Below are 14,394 nucleotides of genomic sequence, written 5' to 3' on the forward strand. Positions count from 1 at the left end.
CACCACAACAACAAAAAGAAAAGGAGGGGCCATGGCATCCACGATGGGTCGCGCTGGTGCGCTGATGATCAGCGCGGTTTTCGCTGTCGCTTTTGGTCTGGGTGGATATTTCGCCGGTTTGCAACCGTTGGCCCAGACGCTGCAGACCGCGTGGCAGGTGCGCAGCTGGCAACCGGTGCCAGCGCGCGTGCTCAGTGCCGAGGTGCGGCAACGCAGCGACAGTGAAGGGGGCACCACGTACGAAGTGCAAGCCCGCTACCGGTACCAGTTCAGTGGTGCCAGCCATGACGGGGCCCGGGTGGGGCTTGAGCCGCCCGGGCATTCCGACAGCGACCACGACTGGCACCAGCAATGGCACCGACGGCTTCAAACGGCGCAGGCCGCGAACCAGTCCATCACGGTCCGGGTCAATCCCCGCAACCCTACGCAAGCCCTGATCGATCCGGCCGTCCGCTGGCAGCTGCAAATTTTCCGCGTTCCGTTTGCGCTGGTCTTTACCGGGGTGGGGGTGGCGGCGGCTTGGGTCTTTGTGCTGGTGTTGCTCGGCCGTGGCAACGTGTTTGGCATGGGGCCCACAACGACAGAGGGGCGCTCGGCGCAGCCTGCCCAGCCAAAAAGCTCGCTGCACGGAACCGCGGCGGCGGCCTGGTTCTTCACCTTTTTCTGGTGCGGCATTGCGTTCCCGATGGCAGCCATGGTCTGGTCGCAAAAGGCTGCGCCGGGTTGGGCAAAGGGATTCATCAGCATCTTCGTCATGGTGGGCGTCGTATTGCTTTATGTGACGGTGGTGCAGACGCGAAAGGTGTGGCAATACCGCGGCTCTGCGTTCACCGCGCGGCCCCGCCAGCCGCAGGCGGGGGCCGTGGTGCAGACCACGCTGCAGCTGCCCGCAAGGGCGGTGGCCCAGGCGCCCGTGCAGCCGCAGCGGTATGACAGTGCGGATGCGGCGAAGCAGCCTTTGCGCCTGCAGCTGGCCCAGTACCGGGTGGACGAGTCAAGCTCCGGCTCGCCCGAGCGCAGGGTGCAGGTGGTGGATGGTGCCACGGTGCTTCAGCCCACCTCAGAAGGTGGCGTGCAGCTGGTGGCGCAGTTTGAAGTGCCACCGGACGCCGCGGCGCACGGCGCCCTGCGCTCGCGCGAGCGGGTGGACTGGCGGGTGGAGCTGCTCGATGCCGCAGGCGCGGTGGAGTTGTCGTACCCATTGCCGGTGCAGGCTGCGCCCCCGGGGCCGCAGGGCACCGCAGCCGACGACAGGTTTGACCGTTGGGTGGCCGCGGGTGTGATGCGCGAGGAACCCATCCTGATACCGGAAGAGCTCGGGCGCGACTCGGCAGAAGACGATGGTGCCATGGCGCACTGGCCCCCCGGTGCTGTTCTGCAGGAAGGGCTCGATGCTTTGCAAATCCGCTTTTCGCAACATGCCTGGCGTTGGTGCGCGGCCGTAGCCCTGGTGGTGATGGCAGCCGAGTGGCTGATCAACGGGCGTGTGGGCGCAGACGGCGTAGTGCTTCCACGGTCGCTGGGCGGGGTCGGGCTGACGGTGGCCTTGCTCGCGTTTGCGCTGCATGCTGCCACCCGGCACTGGACACTGTGGGTGCAGGACGACGGCATCGTGTCGCAGCGCGGCTCGTGGCTGTGGTCAACGCTGAAAACCGCACCGGGCGACGCCACCAAGGCGATGGTGCACAAGCTGCTGTTCTCCGTCGGCGGTGGGGGCAACTCCAACGAGTTTCGCGCTATATATGCACGCAACTCACAGGGGGCGATGGTACGGCTGACCCCGGGCTTGCCGGGGGCTCAGGCTGCAAACGCCGTCGGGCAGGTCATCGCGCAGGCATGGAGCGACCGGCGCGGCAGGTTTGCCGCAGGGGGAACACGCCCCTTGCAACGCGACGGCTCGCGCCCTGCCTGGGGGTGGGTGCTGATGGCGGGCCTGCTGCTGGCCTTGTGGTGGGGGCCGCTTGTGCAGCCGCCCACGCAGGGGCGGCCGTTGGGTGGCGCCACTTCAGCGCCCACCGCAGCGCCAGTGCGGGTATGGGCCGCAGTCGACACGCGCCTGCTGGACGCGCAGGACGCCGGCGACGCCGCCGCGCTGGAGCAGGCGCTGCGCGACGGGGCCAACCCCAACCTGGTGGCAGACAACGGCTCTTCGATGCTCATGCTGGCTTCAAGCCGCGGCCAACTGGCGCACGTGAACCTGCTGCTGCGCGCCGGGGCGCACCCGGATCTGCGCCAGACGCAAAAAGACAGCGAGCGCGGCGACACGGCGCTGCTGCGCGCCTTCTATGGCGGCCATCTGGCAGTGGCGCTGCGGCTGGTGCAGGCGGGCGCGAGTCTGCAGGCGCGCAACCGCTGGGACTGGGGGCCCGTGCACATGGCGGCGCAAAGCGGCTGCGTGCCGTGCCTGCAGTGGCTGGGCGAACAGGGCCAGGCCTTGGACGATCCCGCGCCTGCCAGCCGGGGCGAAACGCCGGCCATGCTGGCTGCGGCCAGAGGCCACATCGAGGTGCTCACGTGGCTGGAAAACGCCGGGGTGGACCTTTTGCGGCGGGATCCGCACGGCCAGCGGGCCGTGGACTGGGCCCGCTTTGGCAAGCAGTCGGATGCCGAACGTTGGTTGATGGAGCCCCAGCGCTGAGTGGCGCCCGGGCTGGCACTGCACGCGGTGCAGCGTTGCGCCGAAATGCGGACTCGGCCGGCCCCAATGACCTATTGCTATGCTATTTGTAGCAATAAAGTCATGTGTATCAAGCGCTAGGCCCTAATTTATGGCTAAAACCATTGCCACAGAGACGCTGTCGCACCGCGCAGCCTTAATGTGGGCGGGTGTTAGCCCCCGGCGCCAGACCGGACCGGACCGGACCGGACCGGCGCGGCGTGCAGGCTGTCGAGCCGTCGCCTTGGCACCGCAGCTCACGCGGCCCGCGAACCAGTGGTCGCTGACGCGATGGCTTGAGCCCCGCTATCGCACCTGCTTCTTCTCCAGCTTGCGCATCAGCGTGCGCCGGTGCATCCCCAAGCGCCGCGCCGCCTCCGACAGGTTAAAGCCCGTCTCCGCCAGGACCTCGTTGATGCGTTCCCACTCCAGCGTCTTGATGGAGCTGGAGCGGTTGGTCAACTCCACCTCCGCGTTGCCGGCCTTGAGGCCAAACGCGGCCTCGATGTCGTCGGTGTTGGACGGCTTGGCCAGGTAGTGGCAGGCGCCCAGCTTCACGGCCTCCACGGCCGTGGCAATGCTGGCAAAGCCGGTCAGCACGACGATGAGCATGTCCGCGTCCGCTGCATGCAGCCGCTGCACGCAGGCCAGGCCCGATGCCTCGCCCTTGAGCTTGAGGTCCACCACGGCGAAACCCGGTGTGTGGTCGGCCAGCAGCGCCTCGACCTCCGGCAGGCTCGCAGCGTGCAGCACGCGGTAGCCGCGCCGCTCGAACGACCGCGTGAGCGTGCGCGCAAAAGCCTCGTCGTCTTCCACGATCAGCAGCAGGCGTTGGTCTTCGTCGAGTTCGGTGTCCATGGGTGTTTCCTGAAGGCTTTGGTCAGGCTCTCAGCCCTTGGGGTCGGGCAGAGCGACCGCCGCCAGCGGCAAATCAATCGTCACTTCGGCGCCGCCCTCGGATCGGTTGCGGGCGCTGACACTGCCGCCCAGCGTGCGCGCGACATTGAGCACCAGGTACAGGCCCAGCCCGCGGCCGGGGCGGTTCTTGGTGGACTGGTACGGCGTGCCCAGCTTGGCCAGCATCTCGGGCGCAAAGCCCGGCCCGGCATCTTGCACGGTGATGCGCAGCACATCGGCATGCCGCGTCACGCCTAGGCGCACCCACTCGGGCGAGGCGTCACGGGCATTGTCCAGCACGTTAAAAACCATCTGCTTGAGCGTGGTGTCCGACACCATGGGCGTGTCGGCGCCAAAGTCGTTGTCGTACACAAAGCTCGGCATCGACCGGGTGCCGCGCCATTCCTCGGCCAGCGCATCGACAAAGGTGCGCACGGTGGTCTGCACCGATTCCTCGCCGCGGGCCTCGCCGGCCGACAGCAGGATGCCGCTCACGATCGCCTTGCAGCGCTGCACCTGGGTCTGCATCTCGTGAATCTCTTCCTGCAGCGCCGGGTCGGCGGCCAGGCGTTTGTCGTGCTGCCAGTCGCCCAGGATCACCGCCAGGGTGGACAGCGGCGTGCCCAGCTCGTGCGCGGCGCCGGAGGCCAGCAGGCCCATGCGCACGATGTGTTCTTCTTCCACCCGGCGCCGGCGCGCGGCGGCCAGGCGTGCATCGCGCTCGCGCAGGTTCAGGTTGATGCGCGTGATGAACACCACCACCAGGGTGGCGTTGAGCATGAAACACACCAGCAGCCCGATCACGTACAGGCTGGAGAGGCCCTGGTGCAGGTCCTGCGGCAGCTCCAGCGGCAGGTGGTGCCTGGCCAGCACGGCAAAACACGCCAGCGTGATGGCCACGATGGACCAGATGTACGCGCCGCGCAGCAGCACCGCGCCCAGCGTGATTTGCAGCAGGTACAAAAAGACAAACGGGTTGGTGGTGCCGCCGCTCAGGTACAGCTGCACGGTGAGCACCGCCACGTCGATCAACAAGGCCAGGAACAGCTCGACATTGCGCACCACCACACCGGTGCGCAGGCGCAGCAGGCTCACCACGTTGAAGAGCGCAAGGCAGCCCACCACCATCAGCATCTCGTGCACCGGCAGCGTGAGGTTCAGGCTGTAGTGCGCCATCTCGATGGTGAACACCTGCCCGACCATGGCGATCCAGCGCAGCTCGATCAGCTGCTGCAGGTTCTTGATGCCGGCGGCCGCGTCGGGCGCACGCGCAGCGCGCGGCGTGGGCGCTGCGGTGCTGCTGTCTGGGCGAGAGGAGGGCGGCGTCATGGACGAGGGCCGGGCGTTGCTGTGCGGTCGGGGATGCCACGCAAGCGGCGCTCGTAGCGTGCCACATACCAGGCGGCACCCGCAACCATGAGGGCCAGGCCGTACCAGGTCAGCGCATAGACCAGATGGCTGTTGTGAAACCGGACCACCGTCAGGCCAGCCCGCGGCCAGGCGGTTTCTGTGGCCGCGGCGGCGGTGGCGCCTTGCTTAGTTACCGGCAGCCCGGCGTCGATGAAAAACGGAGCCAGGTGCGTAAGCTGCAGCGCGTGGCCGATGGCGGCCACGTCGCGCGAATACCAGCGTTGCTGCGCCGGGTCGTTGGTGCGCAGAAAACCGCCGGCGGGCTCGGTTATGCGCAGCAGGCCCTGCACGGCAGTAGATGCGGCGGCGGATGCGGTCAGCGGAGTGGCAAGCCACTGCGCGCGCTGGTCCTGTGGCACAAAACCGCGGTTGACCAGCACCTCTGTGCCATCGTCCTGCTGCAGCGGGGTGATGACCCAGAAACCTGCACCCAGCTCGGTCACCGCCTGCGTCAGCACGGTCTTGTCGCCCAGCCACTGGCCGCTCAGCGAAACCGGCAAATATTCGTGGTCGGCGGCGTTCACCCGCGGCCACTCACTGCGCGGCGGCAGCGCCGCGGGGGCTGCATGCACACGCTGCTCTACGCGCTCCATCAAGGCCAGCTTCCACACACGGCGCTGGACCTGCCAGGTGCCCAGCGCCAGAAAACCCAGAAACAAGGCGACGCCCACGACCGCGAGCACCACCTGGCGCAGCCGCCGGGAACGGGCGCCCGGGGCCGAGTGTTTGGGGGCCTGGGTCAAGGCGTGGAGTGCCCCGGCGAAGCTTCATGCACCGGCGGCGTGGGCGTGGGGTGCGCGGGCATCATGTTGGCGTTCATGTGGAACATGACCCACAGCGTGCCACTGATCGCAATGGCCACGAACACCACGGTAAAGATAGTGGACAGCAGCGTCCAGCCGCCCTCGACCTTGCCGTTCATGTGCAGGAAATACACCATATGCACGAGGATCTGTACCACCGCGAAGCCGCCCAGCACGAGGACGGCGGTGTTGCGGTCGGCGATCACCTTGGCCATCACCAGCCAAAACGGAATCGCAGTGAGGATGACCGAGAGCACAAAACCGATGGCGTATTCGCGCAGGCTGCTGTGTGGCCCTTCGTCACCATGGTGGTGATCGTCATGCCCGTGGGCATGCTGGGCGTCGTGTGTGTGTTGTGCGCTCATTTACAGCACCCCCATCAGGTACACAAAGGTGAAGACACCGATCCAGACCACGTCCAGAAAGTGCCAGAACATCGACAGGCACATCAGCCGGCGCTTGTTCTCGTGGATCAGCCCATGTTTGCCAATCTGGACCATCAGCACCACCAGCCAGATCAGGCCGAAGGTGACGTGCAGCCCGTGCGTGCCCACCAGCGTGAAGAACGCCGACAGGAAGGCGCTGCGCTGGGGCGTGGCGCCCTGGTGGATTAGATGGGCAAACTCGTACAGTTCCAGGCCCAGGAAACACAGGCCGAAGAAACCCGTGACTGCCAGCCACAGCAGCGTGCCTTTCACGTCGCCGACCTGCTTGCGCAGCATGGCAAACCCGAAGGTGATGGACGACAGCAGCAGGAAGGCCGTGTTGATGGCCACCAGCGTGAGGTCGAACAACTGCGCTCCGGTGGGGCCCGCCGCATAGCTGCGGCCCAGCACACCATACGTGGCGAACAGCGCAGCAAAGATGAGGCAGTCGCTCATCAGGTAGAGCCAGAAGCCCAGCGCCGTGCCGTTTTCGGGATGCGGCTCGTGCGCGGGGTGGTACTGGCGCAGCGGCAGTGCCGCGCTGGCGGCGCCTGCTGCGCCAAGGGTGGTACGGATATCAGACATGGCTGGCACGCAGTTGTTGGGTGCGGATGTTTTCCGTCTCCGTCACTTCAGAGACGGGGATGTAGAAGTCGCGCTTGTAGTTGAAGGTGTGGACGATGGCCACCAGGATCACAGCCGCAAACGACACGCCGGCCAGCAGCCACATGTGCCAGATCAATGCAAAGCCCAGCACCAGCGACAGCGCAGAGATCACGGCACCCGAACCGGTGTTGGCCGGCATGTGGATGGAGGCAAAGCCGGTGAGCGGACGCTGGTAGCCGTGCTTCTTCATGTCCCACCAGGCATCGATCTCATGCACCACGGGCGTGAACGCGAAGTTGTAGTTGGGCGGCGGCGACGACGTGGCCCACTCCAGCGTGCGTGCGTCCCATGGGTCGCCGGTCACGTCGCGCAGCTCGTCGCGCTTGAGGTAGCTCACCACGATCTGGATCAGGAAGCAGGCAATGCCCGCGGCAATCATTGCGGCGCCGATCGCGGCGATCACGAACCAGATCTGGAGGGACTGGTCTTCAAAGTGGTTCGCACGCCGTGTCACGCCCATCAGGCCGAGCACGTACAGCGGGCCGAAGGCCACCCAGAAACCCACCACCCATAGCCAGAAGGAGCGCACGCCCCAGGTGCGGTCGAGCTTGTAGCCAAAGGCCTTGGGGTACCAGTAGTTGATGCCGGCAAACAGGCCGAACAACACGCCGCCGATGATCACGTTGTGGAAGTGGGCGATCAGGAACAGGCTGTTGTGCAGCACGAAGTCGGCCGGTGGCACGGCCAGCAGCACGCCGGTCATGCCGCCGATGGCAAAGGTCACCATGAAGGCCACGGTCCACATCATGGGCAGCTCAAAGCGGATGCGGCCCTTGTACATCGTGAACAGCCAGTTGAAGATCTTCGCGCCCGTGGGGATCGAGATGATCATCGTCGTGATGCCGAAGAAGGTGTTCACGCTCGCGCCCGAACCCATGGTGAAGAAGTGGTGCAGCCACACCAGGTACGACAGGATGGTGATCACTACGGTGGCGTACACCATGGAGGTGTAGCCGAACAGGCGCTTCTTGCAGAACGTGGCCACCACTTCCGAGAAGATGCCGAAGCACGGCAGGATCAGGATGTAGACCTCAGGGTGGCCCCAGATCCAGATCAGGTTCACGTACAGCATGGGGTTGCCGCCCAGGTCGTTCGTGAAGAAGTTGGTACCGACATAGCGGTCGAGCGACATCAGCACCAGCGCTGCCGTGAGCACGGGGAACGACGCCACGATGAGGGCGTTGGTGCACAGCGCCGTCCAGGTGAAGACGGGCATCTTCATCAGGTTCATGCCTGGCGCGCGCATCTTGATGATGGTGACGATCAGGTTGATGCCGGACAGCGTCGTGCCCACCCCCGCAATCTGCAGCGCCCAGATGTAGTAGTCGAGACCCACCCCCGGGTTCTGCGCCCCCAGGTTGGACAGCGCCAGCCAGCCAGCGGTCGAAAACTCGCCCAGGAACAGCGACACCATGACCAGCACGGCGCCGGCCGTGGTCATCCAGAAGCTGAAGTTGTTGAGGAACGGGAACGACACGTCGCGCGCACCAATCTGCAGCGGCACGAGGTAGTTCATCAGGCCCGTGACCAGCGGCATGGCCACGAAGAAGATCATGATCACGCCGTGGGCGGTGAAGATCTGGTCGTAGTGGTGCGGCGGCAGGTAGCCCATGTTGTCGCCAAAGGCCATGGCCTGCTGCAGCCGCATCATGACGGCGTCGGCAAAGCCGCGCAGCAGCATGATGAGGCCGAGGATCATGTACATGATCCCGATCCGCTTGTGGTCGATGCTGCAGATCCAGTCGCGCCAGAGCGGGCCCCACAGGCGGAACTTGGTGACGCCAGCCAGCACCACGAGGCCGCCCAGCACGGTGGCGATGAAGGTCCACAGCACGATGGGCTCGTGTGCCATGGGGATCGAGTCCCAGGTGATTCGGCCCAGGGCCCAGTGGGTGTCAGTAACGGTGACGGAGGACATATCGGGTCTCTTTTGGAGGTTGCCAGCAGCGCCAGAGGCGGCTGCCGGCTCGGCAATCAAGGACGGGTCATTGGGCGGCAGTGGCCGCGCGGGGGGCGTGGCGGGCTTCCAGGGTGGCGACCACCTGGGCGGCGTTTTGCGAGGTGCAGACGTCCTGCGGCAGGTTCAGCCCCATGGCACGCACATAAGCGTCGCCACCGTTCTCGTCGATGGCCATCATGTGGTGCATGCACATCTTGCCGTCCTCGACGCAGCGGTTGAGCACCTTGTCGTACAGACCGTCTTCCACGCTGGCAAAGCGCTGCACCGGGTCCCGTTCGCTCGGCTTGGCCAGGTCCATGTAGGCCTTGCGCGTCAGCGGCTTGCCTTCGGATTTGTTTTTGGCCACCCAGGCTTCAAAGTCGCCCTGGCTCAGGCCATGGAACTTGAAGGTCATGCCCGAGAAGCCCGCGCCGCTGTAGTGCGTGGCCAGGCCGGAGAACACGCCGGGCTTGTTGATCACGGCATTGAGCTCCGTCTGCATGCCCGGCATCGCGTAGATCATGCCGGCCAGGTCGGGCACGTAAAACGCGTTCATTGTGGAGGTGGCCGTGAGCTTGAAAAGGATAGGGCGGTCCACCGGCGCCGCCAGTTCGTTCACCGTGGCAATGCCCAGCTCGGGGTAGAAGAACAGCCACTTCCAGTCCATGGCCACCACCTGCACTTCCAATGGCGTCGACTGGGCGTCGAGTGGCTTGGCTGCAGAGATGCGGTCGAGCGGGCGGTAGGGGTCGAGCTTGTGGGTGCCGATCCAGGTCAATGCCCCCAGGGCGATGATGATCATCAGCGGCACGGTCCAGATCACCAGCTCCAGCGTGGTGGAGTGGTGCCAGTCCGGGTCATAGTCGGCCTCGGTATTGGCCGCGTTGTTGTGCCGGTACTTCCAGGCAAACCACAGGGTGAGGGCGATCACCGGCACGATGATGATCAGCATGAGCAGCGTGGCCTGGATGACCATGTTGCCCTGCTGCGCAGCGACGTCGCCCGCCGGGTTGAGGACGACCGCCTTGCTGCAGCCAGCCAGGGCGCCCAGGGCCGGGACAGCGGCCAGCCAGGCGAAGGCACGGGGTAGAGAGGTGTGGGGCATGGTAGGGCGCAATCGGTGCGTTTTTTAGGGGTAAACGCGGATAACGGAATAGCGCTGAATGTAATAGCCCTAGCTTTTTTGTACATTGGACATTTTGTCCAAGGTCAAACCGTGGCAAGTTGGCGGGGGGCCAGCGGTGTGCCATTTCGTCCCATGTCCCGCAGCCGCCAAGGTGAAACCGCACTTGTTTGCAATCGAAGTTGCGTGTAGAACGAAAATATCCACTTCCAACCACGACAAGGAACCCTGTTCATGAGCAGCCCCGCCTCTGCCACCTACCCCGCGGCCGGCTTTGAAGAAAACGCCGCGTCCCTCTCCCGGGCGGATACGCATGAAGACGTGACCCCCAGCGAAATTGCCGTGGGCGTGATCATCGGGCGCTCGTCCGAGTACTTTGACTTCTTCGTTTTCGGGATCGCCTGCGTTCTCGTCTTCCCCTCGTTTCTGTTCCCCTTCCTCTCCCGCCTGGATGGCACGCTGATGGCCTTCGCGCTGCTGGCGGTCGCCTTCGTGGTCCGGCCCATTGGCACCGCCATCTCCATGGCCATCCAGCGGCGATGGGGGCGGGGCACCAAGTTGACCATCGCGCTGTTCCTGCTGGGCGTGTGCACGGTGGGCATGGCGTTCCTGCCGGGCTACAAGGATGTGGGCATGGTCGCGATCGTGGCCCTGCTCATCCTGCGCATCGGCCAGGGTTTGGCGCTGGGGGGGTCGTGGGATGGCCTGCCATCGCTGCTGGCCATGTCGGCCCCCCGGGAGCGCCGCGGCTGGTTCGCCATGATCGGCCAGCTGGGCGCGCCCGTAGGCTTTGTGATGGCCGCCGGACTGTTCGCCTATCTGTACAGCAGCCTCAGCCTGCAAGAGTTTTTGGCGTGGGGCTGGCGCTACCCGTTCTTTGTGGCCTTTGCCGTGAACGTGGTGGCGCTGTTCGCCCGACTGCGCCTGGTGGTGGGCCAGTCGTATACCGAACTGCTGCAAGAGCGTGAACTGCAGCCCGTGCCCGTGAGCCGCGTGGTGCGCGACGAAGGCAGCAACGTGCTGCTCGGCGCTTTTGCGGCGCTGGCAAGCTTTGCGTTGTTCCATCTGGTGACGGTGTTTCCGCTGTCGTGGATCACGCTGTATTCCGAGCAGCCCGTAACGCAGATCCTGGGTGTGCAGATCGTGGGAGCGTTCCTGGCGGCTGGCGCCATCATGGTGTCGGGCTGGCTGTCGGACCACCTGGGCCGCCGCAAGCTGCTGGGCGGCATGGCCGTGCTGATTGGTGTCTTCAGCTTCATGGCGCCGGTGCTGCTCAACTCCGGTGAGGTGGGCAGCACCATGTTCCTGCTGCTGGGTTTTGTGCTGCTGGGCCTGTCGTACGGCCAGGCTTCGGGCACGGTCACGGCCAACTTCTCGCCCCAGTACCGCTATACCGGCGCCGCGCTCTCGGCCGATCTGGCGTGGATCATTGGCGCCGCGTTTGCGCCGCTGGTGGCGTTGTACCTGTCGTCCCGGTTTGGGCTGCTGGCGGTGACGGTGTACCTGCTGTCGGGTGTGGCCTGCACGCTGGGCGCGCTGAATCTGAACCGGCGCATGGAGCGTCGCGACCGGTAACGGGCTCGTGTCGGGACTGACTTGGTAGTTTGCTATTGAAAATATAGCTACCAGCGCTTATCCATCAAGCGCTGACGGCCAAAAAGGGCTTATATCAATAGTGCCGCGGCTCTACTTGGGGCTGCGGTGACCCGCTCGGGCTGGGCCTGTCGAGGCCAGGGCAGTCTTTTGCGGGCAGCCTCTCGGTCTTCGACAAGCGCAAGGCGAGCGGCCGGTCCGAGGCAAAAACTCAGTCAAGCACAGAAGTAAAAAAGCGCCCGGTTCAACCGGGCGCTTTTCTTTTTGGGGGAGGCTCAGTCCTGTGGCCTGAAGCCAATGGTCAGCGAGGGCGGCACGCGCCCATCCACATCGCGCGGCAGGGTCTCCGTCTTGTCCAGGGCCCGCAAAACCGCGTCGTCCCAGGCCTTGTTGCCGCTCGACTGCACCAGGCGCTTGCCCACGATGGTGCCGTCGGGTGAAAGGCGCACCTCCACCTCCGCACGCGGGTTGCCCGAGATCGCGTCGGGATAGACGATGTTGGGCTTGACCTTGGCCGCCACCTTGCCGCCGTAGCTGCCCGAGGGGCCCGCACTGCGCTGGGCCGTGCCCGTCGCGGTTTCGCCGCCGGTCGCGCCTGCCATGCCCTGGATGCGGCGCATATTGTCTTCGCGCAGCTTGGCCAGTTGTTTGTCGTCCGCCTCGGCTTTGCGCTTGGCAGCTTCTTCCGCCTTGCGCTTGTCTTCGGCCAGCTTCTTTTGTTTGTCCTGCTCGGCCTTCTTCTGCTCGGCCAGCTGCTTTTCGCGCTGTTCCTTTTCCTTTTCCTTGTCTTTCTCTCTGTCTTTTTCTTTTTGCAGGCGCTCTTTTTTCTCCTGCTCCAGGCGGTCGCGGCGTTCGTCTTCCTTGCGCTCACGTTCGCGCTTTTCGCGTTCCTGCTGCTGCTCGCGCGCCTTCTTTTCCTGCTCCAGGCGCTTCTTCTCGCGCTCAATCGCAATGTCGGCTTCCCGCGTGTCGGGGGGCTCCACCGCACGTGGCGGCGGTGGGGGCGGTGGCGGGGGTGGTGTGCGGACTTCCGGCACCGGTGGGAGTGGCGGGGGTGGCGGGGTCTCTGCGGCGCGCGGTGCGGCCTGCTGGGGCACGGCCGCCCAGAGCTCGGCTTCCACGGCGGGCAGGTCTGCGCTGCTCTTCCAGTTCACGCCCCAGGTCAGGGCGCCGATCAGCACCGCGTGCACGAGCACTGCCAGCGTGATGGCGCGCATCCGAGCGGGCGGGCGCGGCGGAGCAAACTGGTCGCGGTCGTTGTGGGCTTGCATGGCGTAAGTGAGAGCGGCTGGCGCAGGTTCGGTTCAACCGCCTTGTTTGACGGACAGACCCACGCGTTGCACGCCCGCCTTTTGCAAGGCGTCCATGGCTTTCACCACGCTTTCGTATTGCACACCCTTGTCGGCGCTGATCACGACCGCACTGGCGCTGTCAGCGCCCTGGGCCTTCTGCCAGCGGCTGGCGGCCTCGCCCACCTCGCGCTGGCTCAGCGTGCGTGTGGCGTCGGGTGTCTTGAACTGCAGCGAGCCGTCCTTGTTGACGATGACCTGCGCGACCACCTTGGGCATGTTCTTGCCCTTGCCCACGCTGGGCACGTCCACCACGCCGGGCGTCAGCATGGGCGCAGTCACCATGAAGATGATGAGCAGCACCAGCATGACGTCGATGAACGGCACCATGTTGATCTCGTTGATGGTGCGGCGGCCCCGGCCGCGGGAAGCCATGGCGGGCATGGTGTCAGTGCCCCGAGGCCGTGTGGCCGGTGGAGGGCGCGGGCTGGGCACCCAGGTTGCGCTGCAGGATGTTGGAGAACTCTTCGATGAAGGTCTCCTGGTGCGTGGCCACGCGGTCGATGTCACGCGCAAAACGGTTGTAGGCGATCACGGCGGGGATGGCGGCAAACAGGCCGATGGCCGTGGCCACCAGGGCTTCGGCAATGCCGGGGGCCACGGTGGCCAGCGTGACTTGCTCCATGCCGGCAAAACCGGTGAACGCATGCATGATGCCCCACACGGTGCCGAACAGGCCTACGTAAGGGGAGACCGAACCCACCGAAGCCAGGAAGGAAAGGCTGGACTCCACCACGTCCATCTCGCGCTGGAAGCTCGCGCGCATGGCGCGGCGTGCGCCGTCGAGCAGGGTGCCCGGGTCCACGATGCGGCGCTCGCGCAGCTTTTGGTATTCGCGCATGCCGCTGGCAAAAATGCGTTCCATGGGGCCGGCCTGCTTGGCGTTCTGCGCGGCGCTGGCGTACAGGTCATTGAGGCTGGTGCCCGACCAGAATTCGCGCTCGAAATCTTCGTTGAGCGTCTTCACACGCTTCAAGGAAAACAGCTTGCGGAAGATGGCCGCCCAGCTGGCCACCGACACGCCCAGCAGCAGCAGCATCACGAGTTGCACCACCCAGCTGGCGTGCAGCACCAGGGAGATGATGGACATGTTTTGGGAGTTCATGGTGTGAGTTGTTCCAGAAGGGTGCTCGGTATTCTTGCGGGGCGCATCGTTGCTGCATCCACCCATCCAATGCGGATGGTGCCTTCGGTCAGCAAGGTGGCGCCTTGGTCGTTCATCTGCTCTGGTTTCAGGAGCGCTCGCTGCACTATTGTCAGCGATGCCCGGCCTGCGACCTGCAGGCCGGCGGTAACAATGAGTTCATCATCCAGGCGTGCGGGGCGGTGATAGCGCAGCTGCGCATCGGTTACGACAAACATGCCGCCCGTTTGTTCCTTCAGAAGTTGCTGGCCCACGCCCAGCGAGCGCAGCCACTCGGTGCGCGCGCGCTCAAAGAACTTGAGGTAGTTGGCATAAAACACGATGCCACCCGCATCGGTGTCTTCCCAATACACGCGGATCGGAAATTCAAACGCCATGGTGTTTTGGCC

Annotated in this window: 13 protein-coding genes; 2 read left to right on the forward strand and 11 right to left on the reverse strand. The window is 65.2% G+C overall.

The genetic code is table 11. The features are described from left to right. The first annotated feature begins 31 nt into the window (after positions 1 to 31). Positions 32 to 2,638 (forward strand): ankyrin repeat domain-containing protein, encoded by a 2,607-nt coding sequence (locus ACSQ3Q_RS07960; RefSeq protein WP_436133862.1) that lies wholly within the window; start codon positions 32 to 34, stop codon positions 2,636 to 2,638. Between the two features lie 324 nt (positions 2,639 to 2,962). Here ACSQ3Q_RS07960 and ACSQ3Q_RS07965 read toward each other — a convergent pair whose 3' ends face one another. The 7 genes from ACSQ3Q_RS07965 to cyoA all read right to left on the reverse strand — a co-directional run bounded on the left by ACSQ3Q_RS07965 (position 2,963) and on the right by cyoA (position 9,901). Then, positions 2,963 to 3,514, reverse strand: coding sequence for a response regulator transcription factor (locus ACSQ3Q_RS07965; RefSeq protein WP_436133863.1), 552 nt, complete (start codon positions 3,512 to 3,514; stop codon positions 2,963 to 2,965). A 30-nt stretch (positions 3,515 to 3,544) separates the two neighbouring features. Continuing rightward, positions 3,545 to 4,882 (reverse strand): ATP-binding protein, encoded by a 1,338-nt coding sequence (locus ACSQ3Q_RS07970; RefSeq protein ID WP_436133864.1) that lies wholly within the window; start codon positions 4,880 to 4,882, stop codon positions 3,545 to 3,547. Further along, positions 4,879 to 5,706 carry an SURF1 family protein gene (locus ACSQ3Q_RS07975; protein ID WP_436133865.1) on the reverse strand — a complete coding sequence of 276 codons (828 nt, stop codon included), beginning with the start codon at positions 5,704 to 5,706 and terminating at the stop codon, positions 4,879 to 4,881. The genes ACSQ3Q_RS07970 and ACSQ3Q_RS07975 overlap by 4 nt, the downstream gene beginning before the upstream one ends. After that, positions 5,703 to 6,131, reverse strand: a complete 429-nt coding sequence (gene cyoD, locus ACSQ3Q_RS07980) for a cytochrome o ubiquinol oxidase subunit IV (RefSeq protein ID WP_436133866.1) — start codon at positions 6,129 to 6,131, stop codon at positions 5,703 to 5,705. Before cyoD ends, ACSQ3Q_RS07975 begins: the two co-directional genes overlap by 4 nt. Then, the gene (cyoC, locus tag ACSQ3Q_RS07985; RefSeq protein WP_436133867.1) at positions 6,132 to 6,776 is read right to left on the reverse strand and encodes a cytochrome o ubiquinol oxidase subunit III; all 645 of its coding nucleotides are present in this window, start codon (positions 6,774 to 6,776) and stop codon (positions 6,132 to 6,134) included. Next, a complete protein-coding gene (gene cyoB / locus ACSQ3Q_RS07990; protein WP_436133868.1) occupies positions 6,769 to 8,775 on the reverse strand; it encodes a cytochrome o ubiquinol oxidase subunit I in 2,007 nt (668 codons plus the stop codon). Before cyoB ends, cyoC begins: the two co-directional genes overlap by 8 nt. Positions 8,776 to 8,842: 67 nt before the next feature. Then, positions 8,843 to 9,901: a ubiquinol oxidase subunit II gene (gene cyoA / locus ACSQ3Q_RS07995; protein ID WP_436133869.1), complete on the reverse strand. Its 1,059-nt coding sequence runs from the start codon at positions 9,899 to 9,901 to the stop codon at positions 8,843 to 8,845. Positions 9,902 to 10,153: 252 nt separating this feature from the next. Here cyoA and ACSQ3Q_RS08000 point away from each other — a divergent pair, with 252 nt between their 5' ends. Further along, entirely contained in the window at positions 10,154 to 11,494 is a 1,341-nt protein-coding gene (locus ACSQ3Q_RS08000; protein WP_436133870.1) for an MFS transporter, read from the forward strand. A 293-nt stretch (positions 11,495 to 11,787) separates the two neighbouring features. Here the strand turns inward: ACSQ3Q_RS08000 and tolA are convergent, their stop codons facing one another. From tolA to ybgC, 4 genes are read right to left on the reverse strand one after another with little or no spacing between them, the layout of a single operon-like run. Then, the gene (gene tolA / locus ACSQ3Q_RS08005) at positions 11,788 to 12,783 is read right to left on the reverse strand and encodes a cell envelope integrity protein TolA (RefSeq protein ID WP_436133871.1); all 996 of its coding nucleotides are present in this window, start codon (positions 12,781 to 12,783) and stop codon (positions 11,788 to 11,790) included. A gap of 33 nt (positions 12,784 to 12,816) precedes the next feature. Then, positions 12,817 to 13,245 carry an ExbD/TolR family protein gene (locus tag ACSQ3Q_RS08010; protein ID WP_436133872.1) on the reverse strand — a complete coding sequence of 143 codons (429 nt, stop codon included), beginning with the start codon at positions 13,243 to 13,245 and terminating at the stop codon, positions 12,817 to 12,819. A gap of 4 nt (positions 13,246 to 13,249) precedes the next feature. Next, the gene (gene tolQ / locus ACSQ3Q_RS08015) at positions 13,250 to 13,966 is read right to left on the reverse strand and encodes a protein TolQ (RefSeq protein WP_436133873.1); all 717 of its coding nucleotides are present in this window, start codon (positions 13,964 to 13,966) and stop codon (positions 13,250 to 13,252) included. Further along, positions 13,963 to 14,382, reverse strand: coding sequence for a tol-pal system-associated acyl-CoA thioesterase (gene ybgC, locus ACSQ3Q_RS08020; protein WP_436133874.1), 420 nt, complete (start codon positions 14,380 to 14,382; stop codon positions 13,963 to 13,965). Before ybgC ends, tolQ begins: the two co-directional genes overlap by 4 nt. Positions 14,383 to 14,394: the final 12 nt, after the last annotated feature.

The sequence above is a fragment of the Acidovorax sp. LjRoot129 genome, assembly GCF_964253765.1.
In the GTDB taxonomy this organism is placed as follows: Bacteria; Pseudomonadota; Gammaproteobacteria; order Burkholderiales; family Burkholderiaceae_C; genus Acidovorax.